At 73.5% G+C, this 20736-nt stretch carries 19 protein-coding genes and 1 tRNA gene; 13 read left to right on the forward strand and 7 right to left on the reverse strand.

The genetic code is table 11. The features are described 5' to 3' along the window. Positions 1-11: 11 nt before the first annotated feature. From AC6CH6_RS00925 to AC6CH6_RS00940, 4 genes are all read right to left on the reverse strand, one after another. Positions 12-1037: an NUDIX hydrolase gene (locus tag AC6CH6_RS00925; RefSeq protein WP_498253744.1), complete on the reverse strand. Its 1026-nt coding sequence runs from the start codon at positions 1035-1037 to the stop codon at positions 12-14. A gap of 108 nt (positions 1038-1145) precedes the next feature. Continuing rightward, positions 1146-3419, reverse strand: coding sequence for an RNA degradosome polyphosphate kinase (locus AC6CH6_RS00930; protein ID WP_498253745.1), 2274 nt, complete (start codon positions 3417-3419; stop codon positions 1146-1148). Positions 3420-3480: 61 nt separating this feature from the next. Then, entirely contained in the window at positions 3481-4413 is a 933-nt protein-coding gene (gene mshD / locus AC6CH6_RS00935) for a mycothiol synthase (RefSeq protein ID WP_498253746.1), read from the reverse strand. 51 nt (positions 4414-4464) lie between these two features. Then, a complete protein-coding gene (locus AC6CH6_RS00940) occupies positions 4465-5148 on the reverse strand; it encodes a response regulator transcription factor (RefSeq protein ID WP_017834238.1) in 684 nt (227 codons plus the stop codon). A gap of 229 nt (positions 5149-5377) precedes the next feature. Here AC6CH6_RS00940 and AC6CH6_RS00945 point away from each other — a divergent pair, with 229 nt between their 5' ends. The 3 genes from AC6CH6_RS00945 (at position 5378) to ygfZ (ending at position 7793) form a co-directional block, all read left to right on the forward strand. After that, positions 5378-5983, forward strand: a complete 606-nt coding sequence (locus AC6CH6_RS00945; RefSeq protein WP_240722370.1) for a hypothetical protein — start codon at positions 5378-5380, stop codon at positions 5981-5983. Positions 5984-6099: 116 nt separating this feature from the next. Beyond that, positions 6100-6699: a heme-binding beta-barrel domain-containing protein gene (locus tag AC6CH6_RS00950; RefSeq protein ID WP_498253747.1), complete on the forward strand. Its 600-nt coding sequence runs from the start codon at positions 6100-6102 to the stop codon at positions 6697-6699. Positions 6700-6704: 5 nt separating this feature from the next. Then, complete coding sequence (ygfZ, locus tag AC6CH6_RS00955) at positions 6705-7793, forward strand: CAF17-like 4Fe-4S cluster assembly/insertion protein YgfZ (RefSeq protein WP_498253748.1); 1089 nt, start codon at positions 6705-6707, stop codon at positions 7791-7793. Positions 7794-7970: 177 nt separating this feature from the next. On the opposite strand, the gene AC6CH6_RS00960 is transcribed toward ygfZ, so the two are convergent. Continuing rightward, complete coding sequence (locus tag AC6CH6_RS00960) at positions 7971-9002, reverse strand: 6-phosphofructokinase (protein ID WP_498253749.1); 1032 nt, start codon at positions 9000-9002, stop codon at positions 7971-7973. A gap of 189 nt (positions 9003-9191) precedes the next feature. On the opposite strand from AC6CH6_RS00960, the gene ppk2 reads away from it, so the two are divergent. Beyond that, the gene (gene ppk2 / locus AC6CH6_RS00965) at positions 9192-10103 is read left to right on the forward strand and encodes a polyphosphate kinase 2 (RefSeq protein WP_035924909.1); all 912 of its coding nucleotides are present in this window, start codon (positions 9192-9194) and stop codon (positions 10101-10103) included. 84 nt (positions 10104-10187) lie between these two features. Here ppk2 and AC6CH6_RS00970 read toward each other — a convergent pair whose 3' ends face one another. Then, entirely contained in the window at positions 10188-10535 is a 348-nt protein-coding gene (locus AC6CH6_RS00970; RefSeq protein WP_017834232.1) for a hypothetical protein, read from the reverse strand. Next, a complete protein-coding gene (locus AC6CH6_RS00975; protein WP_498253750.1) occupies positions 10532-11737 on the reverse strand; it encodes a pyridoxal phosphate-dependent aminotransferase in 1206 nt (401 codons plus the stop codon). The genes AC6CH6_RS00970 and AC6CH6_RS00975 overlap by 4 nt, the downstream gene beginning before the upstream one ends. Before the next feature lie 283 nt (positions 11738-12020). On the opposite strand from AC6CH6_RS00975, the gene AC6CH6_RS00980 reads away from it, so the two are divergent. From AC6CH6_RS00980 to gcvP, 9 genes are all read left to right on the forward strand, one after another. After that, positions 12021-12093, forward strand: a tRNA-Trp gene (locus tag AC6CH6_RS00980). 110 nt (positions 12094-12203) lie between these two features. Then, positions 12204-12476: a preprotein translocase subunit SecE gene (secE, locus tag AC6CH6_RS00985; protein WP_017833270.1), complete on the forward strand. Its 273-nt coding sequence runs from the start codon at positions 12204-12206 to the stop codon at positions 12474-12476. 84 nt (positions 12477-12560) lie between these two features. After that, positions 12561-13487, forward strand: coding sequence for a transcription termination/antitermination protein NusG (gene nusG, locus AC6CH6_RS00990; protein WP_498253751.1), 927 nt, complete (start codon positions 12561-12563; stop codon positions 13485-13487). Between the two features lie 146 nt (positions 13488-13633). Beyond that, a complete protein-coding gene (gene rplK / locus AC6CH6_RS00995) occupies positions 13634-14065 on the forward strand; it encodes a 50S ribosomal protein L11 (RefSeq protein WP_017833272.1) in 432 nt (143 codons plus the stop codon). 89 nt (positions 14066-14154) lie between these two features. Continuing rightward, positions 14155-14862 carry a 50S ribosomal protein L1 gene (rplA, locus tag AC6CH6_RS01000; RefSeq protein ID WP_017833273.1) on the forward strand — a complete coding sequence of 236 codons (708 nt, stop codon included), beginning with the start codon at positions 14155-14157 and terminating at the stop codon, positions 14860-14862. 145 nt (positions 14863-15007) lie between these two features. Beyond that, a complete protein-coding gene (locus tag AC6CH6_RS01005; RefSeq protein WP_498253752.1) occupies positions 15008-16159 on the forward strand; it encodes a GNAT family N-acetyltransferase in 1152 nt (383 codons plus the stop codon). 299 nt (positions 16160-16458) lie between these two features. After that, entirely contained in the window at positions 16459-16983 is a 525-nt protein-coding gene (rplJ, locus tag AC6CH6_RS01010) for a 50S ribosomal protein L10 (protein ID WP_017833275.1), read from the forward strand. A 98-nt stretch (positions 16984-17081) separates the two neighbouring features. Continuing rightward, positions 17082-17465, forward strand: a complete 384-nt coding sequence (gene rplL, locus AC6CH6_RS01015) for a 50S ribosomal protein L7/L12 (protein WP_017833276.1) — start codon at positions 17082-17084, stop codon at positions 17463-17465. A 199-nt stretch (positions 17466-17664) separates the two neighbouring features. Continuing rightward, positions 17665-20493 carry an aminomethyl-transferring glycine dehydrogenase gene (gene gcvP, locus AC6CH6_RS01020; RefSeq protein WP_498253753.1) on the forward strand — a complete coding sequence of 943 codons (2829 nt, stop codon included), beginning with the start codon at positions 17665-17667 and terminating at the stop codon, positions 20491-20493. Positions 20494-20736: the final 243 nt, after the last annotated feature.

Genomic DNA, 20736 nt, shown 5'->3' on the forward strand with positions numbered 1-20736 from the left:
CGGGTCGGAGGTCAGTCGTCGAAGGGCTTCACGAGCTCCACGGAGACCACCCGCCGACGGTGCCGGCGGGAGACCTGCAGCACGATCATCTCGCCGGGGGAGAGGTACGGGTCCTTGGCCGGCAGCTGCGCGGCGAGCTCGGGGCTCGCGTGCCGGGCGATCACCTTGAGGACCGTGGGCAGCACCGGGCGGTGCGTGCACAGCGCCACCGGCGTGTCCTTGTCGAACATGGTCTGGGCCACGGCGGCCGCCTTCTTGGGGTGGCGCTTGTGCGAGGCCTCCGTGAGCTGCGGGCGCTCCCGCACGGAGACCCCGGCCTTGCGCGCGTACGGCACCACGGTGGACAGGCAGCGCAGCCAGGGGGACGTGAGGACCCGCTCGGGGGACCACGCCCGGAGCAGCCGGGTCACGGCGAGGGCCTGGCGCTTGCCGGTCGCGGCCAGCGGCCGGTCGCCCTCGGCCCGGGACCAGGCCGAGCGCGGCTTCGCCTTGGCGTGGCGCACCACGATCGCCGGGCGCGTGGCGAGGTCCCCGCGCTCGTGCAGGTCCACCAGGGCCGCCAGCGGCTCCCGGTCGGAGGGGTTGGTCAGCATCCGGTGCGCGTCCTCGGGCGAGACCCAGCGGACGGCGTCCACCTCCTTGCCGTCGGGCTCGGGCCGTGCGCCGGGGCCGAACTCCGCGGCCCAGTAGTGCACGTTCTTGCACCCGTCCTTGACGTCGTAGCGGATCGTGGGCAGGGGCACGCCCAGGCGCGGCAGCAGGCCGATCTCCTCGCTGACCTCCCGGTGGGCGGTCTCGGGCAGCGTCTCGCCGTCGTCCTGCTTGCCCTTGGGGAAGGACCAGTCGTCGTAGCGCGGCCGGTGGATGACCAGCACCTCGAGCCCGCCGCCCGTCCGGCGCCAGCACAGGCACCCGGCCGCGAGCACGTCGGCGGGCCGCCCGCTCCCGGTCGCGCCGCTCGTGCCGGTCCTGCCGCCCGCCCGGCCGGGGCTCTCGGCCGTGCGCTGCTCGGCGGTCTTCTCTGCGGTCCTGGGCATGGCCCCTCTTTCGTCCCCTGTCCGTGGTGCACGGGCGTGCCGGGGCCCGCGGTCCGGACCGTCGGGCGGCACCCCCACGATGCTACCGCTGACCCGTTCCACCGCCGACTAGATCGTCGGCCGGCCGAGGGCCCGGCTGCCCAGCAGGTGTTCCTGGACGTCCACGAGCGGGTTCCCCTCGGCGTCCCGGTGGTGGCGGGTCCACACGCCCTCGGCGTCCAGGTGCCAGCTGGCCGTGGTGTCCGAGACGTAGCGGGTCAGCAGCCGCACGAGTGCCGCCGCCTGCTGGGAGTCCGTGATCCGCACCAGGGTCTCCACCCGGCGGTCGAGGTTGCGGTGCATCATGTCCGCCGAGCCGATGTAGACGAGGGGCTCGCCGGCGTTGCAGAACGCGAAGACCCGGGAGTGCTCCAGGAACCGGCCCAGCACCGAGCGGACCCGGATGTTCTCGCTCAGCCCCGGCACCCCGGGGCGCAGGGCGCAGATCCCGCGGACCACCACGTCCACGGGCACCCCGGCCTGCGAGGCCCGGTAGAGGGCGTCGATCACGGCCTCGTCCACGATCGAGTTGCACTTGACCTGGATCCGGGCCGGGCGGCCGGCCCGGTGGTGGCGGATCTCGGCCTCCACGAGGTCGACGAGCCCGGAGCGCACGGAGCGGGGCGCCACGAGCAGGCGCTGGAAGGTGGTCTTGGGCGCGTAGCCGGAGAGCTGGTTGAAGAGCCGGGAGACGTCCTCCCCGACCTCCGGGTCGCACGTGAGCAGCCCCAGGTCCTCGTAGAAGCGCGCGGTGGAGGGGTGGTAGTTGCCGGTGCCGATGTGCACGTACCGGCGCAGCCCGTGCTCCTCCTGGCGGACCACGAGGGAGAGCTTGCAGTGGGTCTTCAGCCCCACGATGCCGTAGACCACGTGCACCCCGGCCTGCTCGAGCTTGCGGGCCCAGGAGATGTTGGCCTGCTCGTCGAAGCGGGCCTTGATCTCCACGAGGGCGAGCACCTGCTTGCCGGCCTCGGCGGCGTCGATGAGCGCGTCCACGATGGGGGAGTCGCCCGAGGTCCGGTACAGGGTCTGCTTGATGGCCTGGACCTTCGGATCCGCGGCGGCCTGCTCCAGGAAGGCCTGGACGCTCGTGGCGAACGAGTCGTAGGGGTGGTGCAGCAGCACGTCCCGGGCCCGGGTCGCGGCGAAGACGTCCGCCGCCTTGGCGGTCTCCGCGGCGTTGAGGTAGCGGGAGGTGTGGGCCACGTGGCGGGCGTAGTGCAGCTCCGGGCGGTCGATGCCGGCGATGACCCCCAGCCCGCGCAGGTCCAGCGGGGCGGGCAGCCGGTAGATCTCGGACTCGTCGATGCCCAGCTCGGAGACGAGCAGCTCGAGCACCTCCGTGCTGATGCTGTCCGTGACCTCCAGGCGCACCGCGGGTCCGAAGCGGCGGCGCAGCAGCTCCTTCTCCAGGGCCTGCAGGAGGTTCTCGGCGTCGTCCTCCTCGACCTCCAGGTCCTCGTTGCGGGTCACGCGGAACACCTGGTGCTCCTCGACCTCCATCCCGGGGAACAGGTCGTCCAGGTGCTGGGCGATGACGTCCTCGAGCGGGATGAACCGGGCCTGGCCGTTCGGCAGGCGCGAGGCCCGGGACCCGTCCACCGACAGCAGCCGGGGCAGCTGGTCCGGGACCTTCACGCGGGCGAACAGCCGCTTGCCCGACTGCGGGTTGCGGACCATCACGGCCAGGTTGAGGCTCAGCCCGGAGATGTAGGGGAACGGGTGGGCCGGGTCCACGGCCAGCGGTGTGAGGATGGGGAACACCTGACGGTGGAAGTCCCCGGTGAGCCGCTCCCGCGTAGCGGCGTCCAGGTCCTCCCAGCCGACCAGGTGGATGTTCTGCCGGGTCAGTTCGGGCCGCACCAGGTCGTGGAAGGCCCGCGCGTGCCGCTCCTGGAGCTCGTGGGCGCGCGCGGCGATGGTGGCCATCTGCTCCGCGGGGGAGTGCCCGGAGGCGGCCGGCCGGGCGATGCCCGTGGCGATGCGCCGCTTGAGCCCGGCCACCCGGACCATGAAGAACTCGTCCAGGTTGGAGGCCACGATGGACAGGAAGTGCACCCGCTCCAGGAGGAAGAGGTCCGGGTCCTCCGCGAGCTCCAGGACCCGGGAGTTGAACGCCACCCAGCTGGCCTCGCGGTCCAGGAAGCGCTCGGGCCCGTGCCGGCCCTCCAGCACCTGCCGGGCCGCGGGCACGGGGTCGTCGATCCGGTCCCGGTCCCCGTGGCTCCGGGCGGAGTCGGGGAGCTCGTCGGGGCCCCCGAGGGGTGCGGTGCCGGGCCCGGCGGCCCCGGGGGCGCCCGGGGCCGGCGCGGACTGCGGGCTGTCCTGCTGGTGGGTGGTCATCACGGTCCTGTCTCGTCGTGCCCGCCCCGGCGGTCCGGGCGCGGGAGGATCGGGTGGCGGGTCAGCCGGGGAGGGTGCCGGCGTACATCACGTCGAGGTGCCAGGGCCGGAACCCCAGCGCCTCGTACAGCCGCATCGCGGCGGCGTTGTCCCCGTCCACGTAGAGCATGACCTCGTCGAGCCCCTGCCGGGCGAGGTGGTTGACGCCGGCGGCGGTCAGCGCCCGGCCCAGCCCCGTGCCCTGGTGCCCGGGGGCCACGCCCACGGCGTACACCTCGCCGAGGGGACCGCGCTCGGCGTCGGCGGCGTGCACCTTGGTCCAGTGGAAGCCGGCCACGGTCCCGGGCTCGTCCTCCCGGACGGCGAGCAGGAAGCCGGCGGCGTCGAACCACGGCTCGGCCTCCCGCTGCCGGAGGTCGTCGAGGGTCATCCTGCCCTGCTCCGGGTGCTCGGCGAAGGCGGCCGCGTTGACCCGCAGCCACTCCTGCTCGTCGCGGCCGGGCTCGAACGCCCGCAGGCGGAAGCCCTCGGGCATCGCCTCCGGGAGGGGCAGGTCCGCCGCGTCGCGCAGCGGGCGCAGCAGCCGGTGCAGGTCCCGCACGGGAGCCAGCCCGTGCCGGGCGGCGAGCGCGGCGGCGGCGGGATGCCCGCCGTGCGCCCAGGCGCGCACCGTGCCGGTGGTCCCGGCGGCCACGGCGCCGGCCAGCGCCGCGCCGATCCCGGCGCCGCGGTGGGCGGGGCCGACCACGAGCTCCACGAGGTGGGCGCCGTCGGGCTCGGGCACGCGCACGGCGGCGCCGAGGAGCTCCCCCTCGCGCGAGCGCGCCAGGACGGCGCGGACCCGGCCGTCGCGCGCCGAGCGCAGGTCCACCAGGGTCTGGTCGGAGAACGGCGGGTCGCCGTCCGCGGCGGCGGCACGGGACGCGAGCGCCGCGATCTCCTCGGCCGGCGGGACGTCCGGGCGCTCGAGGTGGTACGGCACGGAACGGGACATGGGGACCTCCTGCGGAACGGGGTGGGGCGCGCGGACCGGGTCGGGAGGTGCTCAGCCCTCCCGGGCCCGCGTCGTGGCGAAGCTGTAGCCCACGTTACGCACCGTGGTGATCAGGTGCTCGTGGTCGGCGCCCAGCTTGGCGCGCAGGCGCCGCACGTGCACGTCCACGGTGCGGGTGCCGCCGTAGTAGTCGTAGCCCCAGACCTCGCTGAGCAGCTGGGCGCGGGTGAAGACCCGCCCCGAGTGCTGGGCCAGGTACTTCAGCAGCTCGAACTCCTTGTAGGTCAGGTTCAGGGGCTGGCCGTTGACGTGCGCGGAGTACGCGGCGTCGTCGATGACCACGGAGCCCGCGCGGATGCGGGTGTCGTCCTCGGGGACCTCGGCCGTGCGGGAGGAGGCCAGGCGCAGCCGGGCCTCGACCTCCGCGGGGCCGGCGGTGTCGAGCACGACGTCGTCGACCATCCAGTTCGCGGCCACGGCCGCCATCCCGCCCTCGGTGAGGACCATCAGCAGCGGCGCCGCCAGGCCCTTGGCCGTGAGCAGCTGCGCGAGGTTGCGCGCGGTGATCAGGTCGGTGCGCCCGTCCAGCAGGACCACGTCCGGGGACCGGCCGTCGAGGCTGCCGGACACGGTCCGCGTCGGGGCGACCGAGACCTTGTGGTTGAGCAGGTCGAGGGCCGGGAGCACCGATGCCGAAGGTCCGTCCGCGTCGGTCAGCATCAGGATCTGGAACACTCGTGCTTCTCCACTCTGGCGTACGGACTGAGCTGTCAGTATAGGTCCGGGCGGGCGACCGGCTCCGCGACCCCGCCGGCCCGGAGCGTCCCGCGGCCCGTGCCCGCCCGGCCCCGCGCCCTGTTTCCGGTCCCGGCGCTCCGCCCGCACCCCGCGGCGAGCCGCTATCGTTGCTCGTGTCCGCCCGGGCGCAGGTCCCGACCCCCGACAGTGCAGGAACCCGATCACCATGAGATACGCCATGATCGCCGCGTGCAGCGTGGCCGGGCTGGTGGCGGCCCTCGTGGCGGTCGCGGTCGCCGGGCCCGCGCCGCTGCTGCTGGCGCTGGGCATGTCCGTGGTCATCGGCTTCGGCTGGCCGGCGGCCACCGGCATCGCGGCGAGGCACCGCCACAACGTGATCATGACCGCCGCCGGCGTCGTCGCGGCCCTGCTCGTGCAGTTCCTGCCCGGCCAGCAGCTCGTGTGGCTGCCCGCCGTCGTCGGCGTGGCCCTCATGACGGTGTTCGCGGCGGAGCTGGTGCGCGGCGAGGGCGCCGAGCACCGGCTCGAGTCCGCGATCGCCTCCACGGCGGGCGTGCTGGCGGCGGTCAGCTCCTCCGGCTGGATCGCCCTGGCCGGCGACTACCGGGCCACGGGCCCGGACCCCGCACTGCTCGTGGTGGTCGGCGCCGTCCTGGCCGCGCTGGTGGCCCTCGTGGGCGGACGCGTCATCGCAGCGGCCCCGAAGAGCTCGCCCAAGCGGGGCGTCGTGGCCCTCGGCGTGACCCCCGTGGCGTTCCTCGGGGTGGGGGCCGTGTTCACTGCCCGGCTGGTGAGCACCGTGGTAGTTTAGGGCCATGCTTGCACTCGAAATCTTCTACCTCGCCCTGCTCGGCATCTCGGGCCTGTTCATCGCCGGGATCTCCCTGAAGGTGGTCCTCGGACTGTTCAAGGGACAGCACTAGTCCCGTGCCGATCGAGATCCCCTCGGATCTGCTGCCCGAGCTCGTCCCCTTCGCCTGGCTGCTGGGCACCTGGGAGGGCGACGGCTTCATGGGCTATGGCGAGGTCGAGCAGCGGCCGTTCCGGCAGCGCGTGACCTTCGAGCAGAACGGGCTGCCGTTCCTCGACTACCGGGCGCAGACCACGCTCCTCGACGACGAGGGGCAGTCGATGCGCCCGGCCACCGTGGAACAGGGATTCTGGCAGCTCGACCGCACCCTCGAGGACGGCGACGTGGGCCCCGGGATGCTCCCGCCGGACCTCGTGCCCGTGCTCCAGGGCGCCGAGGACGTGGAGCGGATGCGCAACGCGGACGGCGGCTTCGACGTCCTCGTGACCCTGACCCACCCCGGCGGCGTCGCCGAGCTCTACGCCGGGCAGATCAAGGGCCCGCGGATCGATCTCGCCACCGACGCCGTGATCCGCGCCCGCGGGGCCAAGGAGTACAGCTCCTCGACCCGCATGTACGGACTGGTCCACGGCGACCTGTTCTGGGCCTGGGACATGGCAGCCTTCGGCGAGCCCCTGACCACCCACGCCTCCGCGCAGCTGCGGAAGATCGGCTGAGTTCCGTGACCGAGCACCGTTCCCCCCTGCTCCACCGGCCGGGCGCCGTCGAGGCCGAGGGCCTGGACCGCAGGGTGGCCGCCCACTACGGCGACCCGCTGCGCGAGCAGCGCTCCCTCGTGCGCACCCCCGGCACCGTGGTGGACCTCTCCCACAAGGGCGTCGTGACCGTCACCGGGCCCGACCGGCTCAGCTGGCTCACCACCCTCTCCTCCCAGGTGCTCACCGGGCTCGAGCCCGGGCGCAGCACCGAGACACTCTTCCTGTCCGTGCAGGGGCGGATCGAGCACGCCCCCCACGTGGTGGACGACGGCACCAGCACCTGGCTGATCACCGAGGCCGACGAGACCGCACCCCTGGTGGCGTGGCTCGAGGGCATGCGCTTCGCGCTGCGCGTCGAGATCGAGGACCGCACCGGGCAGTGGGCCGTGCTCGGCGCCACGGGTCCCGTGCCCGGCCTGCCCGCCACGGTCGTGTGGCGGGACCCCTGGCCCCACGTCGCCCCCGGCGGGTGGAGCTACGCCGTCCTCGACGGGCCCCACCCCGGCGAGGAGCGCACCTGGTGGGAGCACCTCGTGCCCCGCGACGAGCTCGACGCCCTGACCCTCGACCTCCCGCTCGCCGGCGCCTGGGCCGGCGAGGCGCTGCGGATCGCCGCGTGGCGCCCCCGCCTGGGCGCCGAGACGGACGAGCGGACGATCCCGCACGAGCTCGACCTCCTGCGCACCGCCGTGCACCTGGCCAAGGGCTGCTACAAGGGCCAGGAGACCGTCGCACGGGTGCACAACCTCGGGCACCCGCCCCGCCGGCTGGTGCTGCTCGACCTCGACGGGTCGGAGCACACGCTGCCCGCCGCCGGGGCCGAGGTGGTCGCGGGGGAGCGCACGGTGGGGCGCGTCACCTCCGTGCAGCTCCACCACGAGCAGGGCCCCATCGCGCTGGCCGTGCTCAAGCGCACCGTCGACCCCGCCGCCGAACTCGTCGTCACCGACGGCGAGCAGCGGTGGGCCGCGGCGCAGCAGGTCGTCGTGCCGCCGGACGCCGGGCAGGTGGTCGGCCGGCAGACGGGCTTCCTCCGCGGCCCCCGCCCCTGACCTCGCCGGACCAGGGGTGCGCCCCGGAACGCCGCCGGACCCCGGCGGCGCACGCCCCGGCCTCGGCGTTCCCCGGGACTCCCGTCACCGGACGTCCGCCCCGGGTCCGGAGCGGCGCAGGACCGTGCCCCGGGCGGCGCGGACCCGCAGGCCTGGCCGCCCGGGCCGCCGCCCGCCTCAGCGGCCGAAGAGGACGCGGGCCTCGTCCCAGCGGTCCTGGGGAACGGTCTTGAGCCCCTCGAGGGCCTCGGCGAAGTCGACGCGGACCATGTCGGTGCCGCGGATGGCGACCATCCGTCCCCACTGCTTCTCGTGCACGAGGTCGACCACGGACATCCCGAAGCGGGTGGCGAGCACGCGGTCGAAGCCCGTGGGGGCGCCCCCGCGCTGGATGTGCCCGAGCGTGGTGTTGCGGGTCTCGATGCCGGTGAGGCGCTCGATCTCCTGCGTGACGTACTCCCCGATCCCGCCCAGGCGCGGACGGCCGTCGGCCTCGGTGCCCTTCCCGGCGAGCACGTCCTCCCGGTCCTCGGGGATGAACCCCTCCGCGACGACCACCAGCGGGGAGCGGCCGCGGTCGTAGACCTCCTGCACCCACGCGCAGACCTGGTCCATGGAGACCTTCTGCTCCGGGATCAGCACCGCGTGCGCGCCGGCGGACATGCCCGAGTGCAGCGCGATCCACCCGACGTGGCGGCCCATGACCTCGGCGACCATGCACCGGTGGTGGGACTCCCCGGTGGTGCGCAGCCGGTCCATGGCGTCGGTGGCGATGGACACGGCCGTGTCGAAGCCAAAGGTGTAGTCGGTGGCCTGCAGGTCGTTGTCGATGGTCTTGGGCACGCCCACCACGGGCAGCCCGGCGTCGGCCAGGCGCTTGGCGCCGGCCAGGGTGCCCTCCCCGCCGATGGCCACGATCGCGTCCACCGCGTGGCGCTCGAGCATCACCCCGATGTTCTCCGGCCCGCCCCCGGACCCGGAGTAGGGGTTCGTGCGGGAGGTGCCGAGGATGGTCCCTCCCTCCCGGGCGAGGCCGCGGACCCGGGTGCGGGGCAGGTCCATGATGTCGCCCTCGAGCACCCCGCGCCAGCCGTCGCGGAAGCCCACGAACTCGTGGCCGTAGGTCTTGATCCCGTGCAGCACGGCGCCGCGGATCACCGCGTTGAGTCCGGGGCAGTCCCCGCCGCTGGTCAGCAGTCCGATCTTCATCCGTACAGTCTCCTCCGGGTGGGCGGGGCGTGCGTGGCGGCCGGACGTGCGCCGGCACGCCCAGTCTAGTGAGTCCGGGCCCGGGCGGCAGGGCCGGGCCCGGCCGTGTTGGCCCCCGGCGCCGCCCGCCGGCCCGCGGCCTAGACTGCCGGGGAGGGGGCCCCGACGGGCCCGGAAGGAGGGGTGGCGTTGAACACGGACAAGGAACCGGCCCGGGAGAACCTGCGGGAGTTCATCGACAAGCTGGTCGACCAGGGGTACACGGTGCGGGACGGGCAGTCCCCGGACCCGGACCTCATCGATCCCGGGGGATCGGCCGTGGAGACCTGGCGGGAGGACTACCCGTACGACGAGCGGCTGTCGCGGGAGGAGTACGAGCTCGAGAAGTACCAGCTGCAGATCGAGCTGCTGAAGTTCCAGTACTGGGGGCAGGACCACGACCTCCAGCACGTCATCGTGTTCGAGGGCCGGGACGCCGCCGGCAAGGGCGGGACGATCAAGCGGTTCACCGAGCACCTGAACCCGCGCGCCGCCCGGGTCGTGGCCCTGACGAAGCCCTCGGACCGGGAGCGGGGCCAGTGGTACTTCCAGCGCTACATCCAGCACCTGCCCACGGCGGGGGAGATCGTGATGTTCGACCGCTCCTGGTACAACCGCGCCAACGTCGAGCGCGTCATGGGCTTCTGCACGGACCCGCAGTACGAACAGTTCATGGCCCAGGCGCCCGTCTTCGAGAAGATGCTCGTGGACTCCGGCATCCACCTCACCAAGTTCTGGTTCTCCGTGACCCAGCACGAGCAGCGCACCCGGTTCGCGATCCGCCAGATCGACCCCGTGCGCCGGTGGAAGCTCTCGCCCATGGACCTGGCGTCCCTGGACCGGTGGGAGGACTACACCGAGGCGAAGGAGGAGATGTTCCTGCGCACGGACACCGACCACGCCCCGTGGATCACGGTGAAGTCCAACGACAAGAAGCGCGCCCGGCTCAACGCGATGCGCTTCTTCCTGGACCAGTTCGACTACGAGGACAAGGATCCGGACGTGGTCTATCCCCCCGACCCGCTGATCGTGCGCCGCGGCCTGGAGGCCGTCGGCGACTGAGGCGCGGCCCGGGGGCACGGGACGACGACGGCGCCGCCGGTCCCCTTCCGGGGGCGGGCGGCGCCGGTGCGCGGCGGTCGCGGCTCAGCGGCCGGGGCGGTCCACCAGGACGGTGTTGGCGGCGGCGTTGACGGCGGTCACGGCCAGGACCGACGGCCAAGCCCCGATCCGCCGGGCCAGCGGGTGGGAGAGCCCGAAGCCCAGGACGTAGAGCGCGCCGAGCGCCGCCGTGGTGCCCGGCCCGCCGCGGTGCCACCACGTGTGGGCGGCCGCCGCCCCGGCTGCGGCCAGCACCGCCCCGCCCAGGGGGCGGACGCCGGTCGCCCGGGCGGTGGCGTACCCGCCGATCAGCCCGGCGCTCACGAGCGCCGCCGCGGGCACCTGCTCCGCCGCGGCCACGGCGGTGTCCCGGGCGTCCGTTGCGGCGCTCACGCGGCGCCGCCCAGGTACTCCTGGAGCCGGCGCAGGCCCTCCGCGAGGTCGTCGTCGCCGAGGGCGTAGGACAGGCGCAGGAAGCCGGAGGGGCCGAACGCCTCGCCGGGCACCACGGCCACCTCCGCCTGCTCCAGGATCAGCTCGGCCAGCTCGGCGGAGGTCTGCGGCGTCGCGTCGCCGAAGCGCCGGCCGAGCAGGCCCCGCACGTCCGCGTAGGCGTAGAACGCGCCGGTCGGGGTGGGGCACTGCACGCCGTCGATGGCGTTGAGGGCCTCGACCATGACCCGGCGGCGGCGGTCGAAGGCCTCCCGCATCCGGTGGGCCTCGTCGAGCGGGCCGGACACGGCCGCCAGCGCCGCCCGCTGGGCCACGTTGTTGACGTTGGAGGTCAGGTGGGACTGCAGGTTCGTGGCCGCCTTGATGACGTCGGGTGCCCCGATCATCCAGCCCACCCGCCAGCCGGTCATCGCGTACGTCTTGGCCACGCCGTTGAGGATGACCACGTTCTCGCCCAGCTCCGGCACGGCGGCGGCGATCGAGGTGAACGGCACGCCGTCGTAGGTGAGGTGCTGGTAGATCTCGTCGGTCAGCACGAAGATCCCCTTCTCCGCCGCCCAGCGGCCCACGGCCGCGGTCTCCTCGGGGGAGTAGACGGCGCCCGTGGGGTTCGACGGCGAGCAGAACAGCAGGGCCTTGGTGCGCTCGGTCCACGCCGCCTCGAGCAGCTCGGGGGTGACCTTGTAGCCGAGCTCCGGCCCGGCGAAGACCTCGACCGGGTTGCCCCCGGCGAGCTTGATGGCCTCGGGGTAGGTGGTCCAGTACGGGGCGGGCAGCAGGACGTCGTCGCCCTCGTCCACGACCGTCGCGAAGGCCTGGAACACGGCCTGCTTGCCGCCGTTGGTGATGAGCACCTGGGAGGGCTCCACCGCGTAGCCGTCGTCCCGGGCGGTCTGCTCGGCCACCGCCTTGCGCAGCTCGGGCAGGCCCGCGGCCGGCGTGTACCGGAAGTTCGCCGGGTCCTGCAGGGCGGCCGCGGCGGCGTCCACGATGTACTGGGGGGTCGGGAAGTCGGGCTCCCCGGCGCCGAAGCCGATCACGGGCCGGCCGGCGGCCTTGAGGGCCTTCGCCTTCGCGTCCACGGCGAGCGTCGCGGACTCTGCGATGGCGCCGACGCGCCGGGAGATGCGGGACGTGGTCATGACCGGGGGCCTCCTGGAGGGGAACGGGCGGTCTCCGCCGGGTGCGGGGACGGCGGTGCGGACGCCCCCATGCTACTCGGGCGTCCGCACAGCGGGCCCGGCGCCCCGGCGGCCGCGCCCGCCCGGATTGCACCCCGCGGCCCGGGTCGCCTAGGATGGTCGACTGGTGTCATCGGCGCCTGCTCGGCCGCGCCGTCACGGCGGGACCGGATGGTAGAGTCGGTGACCGGGTCCGAGCGATCGAGACCGGCGTCCCCACGCCGGCCGAGGCCGCGAGGCACGTAGGGCAGTGGCGCAATTGGTAGCGCAGCGGTCTCCAAAACCGCAGGTTGCAGGTTCGAGTCCTGTCTGCCCTGCTCCAGTCCGGGGTGGTCCCCGGCACCCCCACGGGAGTGCCGGGAGCCGCCGCGGCGACGGCGGGCCGGCAGCACTGCGCGGCACGCACGAGTCCACACAGGGAGAGCCGATGTCGCAGACCACCGCCGGCCGCGCGTCGGGCCAGCCCCCGGAGCAGGGCGCGGAGAGCCCCCGCGGCGTCTTCGGGCGCCTGTTCCTGTTCCTGCGCCAGGTCGTCGGCGAGCTCCGGAAGGTGGTCACCCCCACCCGGCGCGAACTGGTCAACTACGTCCTGGTCGTCCTCGTGTTCGTCGCGTTCATGATGGTGCTCATCTCGGTCCTGGACCTGGCGTTCGGCCAGGCCGCCCTGTGGATCTTCGGGCAGGGGGACGCCGCCGGCTGATCCGGGCGGCGCACGGACCGGCGCGGCCGGCCACCGTGACCCAGCAGAGCACGACATCCACGAAAGAACTTTGAGGGAGATCCAGTGACCGAGCACGAGCTCGAAAACGGCACCGAGGCACCGGCCGAGGTCGACCAGCAGGCTCCGGAGCTGCCGGAGGCCGAGGCCTCCGTGCAGGAGGACGACTTCGCGGCCGCCCACGACCCGGAGCACGCCCCGGCGGCCCCGGTCGCCGACGAGGCTCCCGCCGCGCCCGCCGCCGACGAGGAGGCCCCTGCCGACGAGGCTCCCGCCGACGAGGAGGCCCCTGCCGACGAGGCTCCCGCCGACGGAGAGGCCCCGCTCGAGGCGGAGGCCCCGACCGACGAGGAGGCCCCCGCGGCTGAGGACGAGGCGCCTGCCGTGGACCCCGTCGAGGAGTTCAAGTCGAAGCTGCGCCGCCAGGAGGGTGACTGGTACGTCATCCACACCTACGCCGGCTACGAGAACCGTGTGAAGACGAACCTCGAGACCCGCATCCAGTCCCTCAACATGGAGGACGACATCTTCCAGATCGAGGTGCCGATGGAGGAGGTCGTCGAGATCAAGAACGCCCAGCGCAAGGTCGTGCGCCGGGTGCGGATCCCGGGCTACGTGCTGGTGCGCATGAACCTCACCGACGCCTCCTGGGGCGCGGTCCGCCACACCCCGGGCGTCACCGGCTTCGTCGGCCAGGACGCCTACAACCCGGTGCCGCTGCGCCTCGACGAGGTCTTCGAGATGCTCAACCCGGTCTTCGAGGCGCCGCAGGGCGCGGGGGCCGAGTCCTCCGCCCAACCCAGCGCGCAGCCGCAGATCGACGTCGACTTCGAGGTCGGCGAGTCCGTCATCGTCAAGGAGGGCCCGTTCGAGACCCTCCCCGCCACGATCTCCGAGATCAAGGTGGAGTCCCAGCAGCTGGTCGTCCTCGTGTCGATCTTCGAGCGCGAGACCCCCGTCACCCTCGGCTTCAACCAGGTCTCCAAGATCTGAGCCCCGCGGGCCGCTCCGGCCCGCCCCAGTTCCCGGCCCCGCGGTGCATGCTTCGCCGCCGGGCCGCCCGGCCGCCGCGCCACGGCGGCCACCCGCCGTCGTACGCTCCTGTGCGCCGGTACGTCCAGCAGAAGAAGGACCAGCACATGGCTCCCAAGAAGAAGAAGGTCTCCGGCCTGATCAAGCTGCAGATCCAGGCAGGCGCCGCCAACCCGGCTCCTCCCGTGGGTCCGGCCCTCGGTCAGCACGGCGTCAACATCATGGAATTCTGCAAGGCCTACAACGCGGCCACGGAGTCCCAGCGCGGCAACATCGTGCCCGTGGAGATCACGGTCTACGAGGACCGCTCGTTCACGTTCGTCACGAAGACCCCGCCCGCCGCGCAGCTGATCAAGAAGGCCGCCGGCGTCGCCAAGGGCTCGGGTGTCCCGCACACCCAGAAGGTCGGCAAGCTCAGCATGGACCAGGTCCGTGAGATCGCCGAGACCAAGAAGGAAGACCTCAACGCCAACGACATCGACGCCGCCGCGAAGATCATCGCCGGCACCGCCCGCTCCATGGGCATCGAGGTCGAGTGACCAGCCTCGGCTGATCACCACCCACCGTTATTGACGTGGCAGGGCCGAGCGCGGCCCGCAGACCACAACTGCACAAGGAGAAGAAGCAGATGGCAAAGCGCAGCAAGGCATACCAGGCGGCCGCCGCCAAGATCGACGCGGGCACGCTGTACGCCCCGGCCGAGGCCGTGGCCCTGGCCAAGGAGCTCGACACCGCGAAGACCGACTCCACCGTGGAGGTCGTCCTCCGCCTCGGTGTCGACCCCCGCAAGGCCGACCAGATGGTCCGCGGCACCGTGAACCTCCCCAACGGCACCGGCAAGACCGCCCGCGTCGTCGTCTTCGCGACCGGCGACAAGGCCGCCGCCGCGGAGGAGGCCGGAGCGGACTACGTCGGCTCCGACGACCTGATCGCCCGCATCCAGGGCGGCTGGACCGACTTCGACGCCGCCGTGGCCACCCCGGACATGATGGGCAAGGTCGGCCGGCTGGGCAAGGTCCTCGGCCCCCGCAACCTGATGCCGAACCCCAAGACCGGCACCGTCACCATGGACGTGACCAAGGCCGTGAACGACATCAAGGGCGGCAAGATCGACTTCCGCGTCGACAAGCACTCGAACCTGCACTTCATCGTGGGCAAGACGTCCTTCGAGCTCGAGAAGCTGGCGGAGAACTACGGCGCCGCCCTCGAGGAGATCCTGCGCCTGAAGCCCTCCGCGTCGAAGGGCCGCTACATCACGAAGGCGACCGTCTCGACCACGTTCGGGCCGGGCATCCCGGTCGACCCGAACGCCACCGAGGTCGTCGTCGGCGCCTGACGCCGTGCACCGGAGCCCGCGGGGCTCCGACGGGTGGGGGCCCGGCCGATACGGCCGGGCCCCTTCCCGTCCGACGGGACCACCCCTCCCACGACCCAGCAGCCGGCGGGCGTCCGCCGGCGCCCACGGAACGGAGACCCCCCACGTGAGCGAGCACCCCCCAGTGCGCATCGAGCAGATGCGCATCCCCGACGAGTTCGACGACGCCGCGCAGGAGCTGCTGGGGCGCGTCGCGGAGCTCGTGCGCCGGTCCCGGCAGCACGTGTGGGGGATCTCGGACCTCACCGGTGACGCCCAGGAGCTCTACCGGGACCTGCTGGACCCCTTCGAGCGCGTGGTCGTCCTGCTGGCGTGGGCCGGGGACCGGCTCGCGGGTCGGGCCGAGGTGCGGATGCCCCTGGTCACGCTCACCGACTCCGCCCACATCACCGTCGACGTGGACCCCGACGTCACCTCGCAGGGCACCGGCAGCGAGCTGCTGTCCGCCGCCGAGCAGCTCGCCGTGGGGGAGTCCCGCCGGCACCTGCGGATCCAGACCGAGCACCCCGGGCCCGAGGAGATCCAGGGCGACGGCAGCGTCACCGGGGTCTTCCCGCTGGTCACGCCCGGGATGGTCGAGTGGGTGGACGCCGCCGACGGCTCGGGCCGGCTGCCCGTGTCCAACCGGCAGACCCGCTTCGCCCTCAGCGCCGGCTACCGGCTCGAGTCGGTCAGCGACTTCGGAGTGCTGGACGTCCCCCTGCCGCCCGAGCGCGTCGCAGCCCTGCTGGACGAGGTCGCGGCCTCGCCGGCGCAGGAGCCGTACCGGATCCACGTCTGGAGCGGCCCGGCCCCCGAGGACCGGCTCGACGAGCTCGCCACCCTGCACTCGCGCATGGCGACCGACTCGTTCCTGGCCCCCGTGGCCGCCGCCGAGCCCGAGCCCTGGGACGCCGAGCGCGTGCGGCGGACCGAGCAGCTGCGCGCCGAGGCGGGCAACCTCTCGCTCGTGGCCGTCGCCGAGCACGAGTCCACCGGACGCCTCGTCGGGATGACCGAGATCGTCCTGGCGGGGGAGGAGCCGCCGATCGGGATGCAGGACGAGACCGTGGTCCTGCGCGAGCACCGCCGCCGGTGGCTCGCCACCCGGCTGAAGCTGGCCAACCTGCAGCAGCTCGAGCGGCTGGCCCCGAGCGTGCGCACCGTCTACTCCTGGAGCCACAGCGGCGACGACCGGATGAGCCGCGTCAACGCCCGGCTGGGCTTCCGCGTGGCAGGGCGCAGCGGCGTGTGGGCCCGCGACTTCCCCTCCGCCTGAGCCGGGTCCGGGGCAGCCGCGGAGCCGATTTGGCCGCGGCGGGGGCCTCCGGTAGCCTGGGAGACACCAAAGACCGCCGGTCGTGGTCCCCCTGCCCCGTGCGCCCCGTTTCGGAGTGCGCAGTGCGGGAGGACAGCCGTAAGAGTTCCCCCAGGAACCGCCAGCGCAGGTGAACCAGCACAGCGAGCACGTCCCGTCCTGCACGGGGTGCGACGCCGAGCCCCGGGCATCTGCGCGGGGCTTTTTCTGTGTCCGGGCCCTTGCGGCAGCGACCGGCATCGAAGACCGGAAGGAGTACCATGGCGAACCCGGAAAAGGCAGCCGCGGTCGCCGAGTTGAAGGAACTGTTCTCCAACTCGGACGCCGCTGTCCTGACTGAGTACCGCGGCCTCACCGTGGCCCAGCTCAAGGAGCTGCGCCGCTCGCTCGGTGAGAACGCCGAATACGCCGTGGTGAAGAACACGCTGACCGCGATCGCGGCCAAGGAGCTGGGGATCGACGCGTTCGACGGCCAGCTCGCCGGCCCGAGCGCGATCGCCTTCATCTCGGGGGACCCCGTCGAGGCCGCCAAGAGCCTGCGTGACTTCGCCAAGGCGAACCCGCAGCTCGTCGTCAAGGGCGGTTACCTCGAGGGCAAGGCCCTGAGCGACGCGGAGATCAAGCAGCTCGCGGACCTCGAGTCCCGCGAGGTGCTGCTGGCCAAGGTGGCCGGTGCCGCGCAGGCGTCCCTGTCCCAGGCCGCGGCGCTGTTCCAGGCGCCGCTGTCGAAGACCGTCCGCACGGCCGAGGCGCTGCGCGCCAAGGTCGAGGAGCAGGACGCCTGACCAGCATCCCCGCCGCGAGGCACATTCTCACCACGGAACCAGACCGTCCCGCGCCGACGAACCCGGCCGGGGCACACCATCGAAAAGGAGCCACAACCATGGCCAAGCTCACCACCGCTGAACTGATCGACGCGTTCAAGGAGCTCTCCCTCATCGAGCTCTCCGAGTTCGTGAAGGCCTTCGAGGAGACCTTCGACGTCACCGCCGCCGCCCCCGTGGCCGTCGCCGGTGCCGCCGCTCCGGCCGCCGCCGCCGAGGAGGCCGAGGAGCAGACCGAGTTCGACGTCGTCCTCGAGGCCGCCGGCGAGAAGAAGATCCAGGTCATCAAGGAGGTCCGCGCGCTGACCTCCCTCGGCCTCAAGGAGGCCAAGGACCTCGTGGACTCGGCCCCCAAGGCCGTCCTCGAGGGCGCCACCAAGGAGGCCGCGGACAAGGCCAAGGAGGCCCTCGAGGGCGCCGGCGCCACCGTCACCCTCAAGTAGGACCCCGGACGCGTCCCTTCACGGACGCTCCTGCGAGGCCCCGGACGCACAGCGTCCGGGGCCTCGTGCCGTGCCGGGCCCGGACGGTCTGTGGGAGACTGGGGGGCACGACCACATCGGCCGCCCACGCGCAGCGGGAGAGTCCGGGCGGGGGAGGGCGGACGGGCCCCACCGGGCCTCGGACCACGAGGAGCTCACCTTGTCCTTCCTGCCACGCCACCTCGGCCCGGACGCCGCCGAGACCGCGATCATGCTCGAGACCGTCGGCGCGGCCGACCTCGACGAGCTCGTCGCCCGCGCCGTCCCCGCGACCATCGCCTCCTCCGAGCCGCTGGGCCTGCCCGCCCCGATGTCCGAGCATGAGGCCCTGACGGCCCTGCGCCGGGTCGCGGCGAAGAACCGGGTGATGACGCAGATGATCGGGCAGGGCTACGCGGACACCGTCACCCCGCCCGCGCTGCGCCGCAACATCCTCGAGAACCCCGCCTGGTACACCTCCTACACCCCCTACCAGCCCGAGATCTCGCAGGGCCGCCTCGAGGCCCTGCTCACGTTCCAGAACGCCGTCATGGACCTCACCGGCCTGGACCTGGCGAACGCCTCCCTCCTGGACGAGGCCACCGCGGTGGCCGAGGCCGTGCTCATGATGCGCCGGGCCAACCGGAAGGCCACGAGCCGGCGCGTCGTCGTCGACGCCCGGACGCTCCCGCAGACCCTCGCCGTGCTGCGCGGGCGCTGCCGGGCCGTGGGCATCGAGCTGGTCGTCGCCGACCTCGCCGAGGGGCTGCCCGAGGGCGAGCTCTTCGGGGTGGTCCTGACCCAGGTGGGCGTCGACGGCGAGGTCGTCCCCCTCGCCGAGCGCGCCGAGGAGGCGCACGCGCGGGGGGCGCTCGTGGCCGTGGCCACCGACCTGCTGGCCCTGACCCTGCTGCGCTCCCCGGGGGAGCAGGGCGCGGACATCGCCGTGGGCTCCGCCCAGCGCTTCGGGGTGCCCCTGTTCTTCGGCGGACCCCACGCCGCGTTCCTCGCCTGCCGCAAGGGCCTCGAGCGGAACCTGCCCGGCCGCCTGGTGGGCGTCTCCACCGACTCCTCCGGCCGGCCCGCCTACCGGCTGGCCCTGCAGACCCGCGAGCAGCACATCCGCCGCGAGAAGGCCACCTCGAACATCTGCACCGCCCAGGCGCTGCTGGCCATCGTGGCCGGCGCCTACGCCGCCTACCACGGCGCGGACGGGCTCCGCGCCATCGCCGAGCGCGTGCACGGGCTGGCCGCCCGCCTGGCCGCCGGGCTCGCCGCGGCGGGCGTGCGCGTGGTCCACGACCGGTTCTTCGACACCGTGCTCGCCGAGGTCCCCGGCCGCGCCGACGCCGTCGTGGCCGCCGCCGCGGAGCGCGGGATCAACGTCCGCCGGGCCGGCGCGGACCACGTCTCCGTGTCGGTGGGGGAGCCCCACGACGAGCGCGACGTCGACGCCGTGCTCGCGGCCTTCGGCGCCGCGGCCACGGACGACGCGGGCGGGGCCTGGGACCTGCCCGCCGAGCTGCTGCGCACCGACTCCTACCTGACCCACCCCGTGTTCACGCTGCACCGCTCCGAGACCGCGATGATGCGCTGGCTGCGCTCCCTCGCGGACAAGGACCTGGCCCTCGACCGGACCATGATCCCGCTCGGCTCCTGCACCATGAAGCTCAACGCCGCCGCGGAGATGGAGCCCATCAGCTGGCCCGAGTTCGCCTCGATCCACCCGCTCGCCCCCGAGGACCAGACCCTCGGCTGGCGCGAGCTCATCGCCCAGCTCGAGTCCTGGCTCACGGAGATCACCGGCTACGCCGCGGTCTCCGTCCAGCCCAACGCCGGCTCCCAGGGCGAGCTCGCCGGGCTCCTCGCGATCCGCCGCTACCACCTCTCCCGGGGCGACCGGCAGCGCACCACCGTCCTCATCCCGTCCTCGGCCCACGGCACCAACGCCGCCTCCGCGGTGCTCGCGGACCTCAAGGTGGTGGTCGTGGCCACCGCCGGGGACGGCTCCGTGGACCTCGAGGACCTCGCCGCGAAGATCGGGAGCGCGGGGGAGGAGCTCGCGGGCATCATGGTCACCTACCCCTCGACGCACGGCGTGTTCGAGGAGCAGATCACGGCCGTGTGCGAGGCCGTGCACGCGGCGGGGGGCCAGGTCTACGTGGACGGCGCCAACCTCAACGCCCTCATGGGCCTCGCCCGGCCGGGCCGCTTCGGCGGGGACGTCTCCCACCTGAACCTGCACAAGACCTTCTGCATCCCGCACGGCGGCGGGGGACCCGGCGTGGGGCCCGTGGCCGTGGCGGAGCACCTCGTGCCGTTCCTGCCCGGGGACCCCGCGGCCCCGGACGGCGGGGAGGACTCCTTCCCCGTGTCCCAGGCCCGCCACGGGTCGGCCGGGGTGCTGCCGATCTCCTGGATGTACATCGCCATGACCGGCGCGGAGGGGCTCGCCGCGTCGTCGCGCACCGCGATCCTCAGCGCGAACTACGTCTCCGCCCGGCTGGCCGACGTCTTCCCGACCCTCTACACGGGACCCGGCGGGTTCGTGGCGCACGAGTGCATCCTCGACCTGCGCGCGCTCACCAAGGCCTCCGGGGTGACCGCGGAGGACGTCTGCAAGCGGCTCGTGGACTACGGCTTCCACGCCCCCACCCTCGCGTTCCCGGTGGCGGGCACGCTCATGGTGGAGCCCACGGAGTCCGAGAACCTCGCGGAGCTCGACCGGTTCGTGGCCGCGATGCGCGCGATCCACGCGGAGATGACCGCCGTGGCCGACGGCGAGGTCGCGCTCGAGGACTCGGTCCTGCGCCACGCGCCGCACACCGCGGAGGTGCTCACGGCCGACGAGTGGGACCGGGCCTACCCCCGGTCCCGGGCCGCCTACCCGCTGCCCGAGCTGCGCCGGGCCAAGTACTGGCCGCCCGTGGGCCGGGTGGAGAACGCCGCCGGGGACCGCAACCTCGTCTGCAGCTGCCCGCCGGTCGAGGCGTTCGCGGCCGCGGGCTGACCCGCCGGGCCCGGCGCCCTGGGGGCAGTGAGACCCGGAGCACGAAAATCTCCCATCCTACGACCGGTGGACGCCCGCGTCCACCGGTCGTGTGGACAGGGCCGCACTTCGCGTCTATGCTGGATCTTTGCGTTGTCCCTCATTCTGCGTGCCTTCATATAGCGGTGGGCGCCCCCGGGGAGCGAACCAGCATCTCGTGTCCGCTGGCCCTCGCCCACCCGTATCCCCGATTCGGGAACTGCG

It is taken from the genome of Kocuria sp. GQ42, from assembly GCF_059758435.1.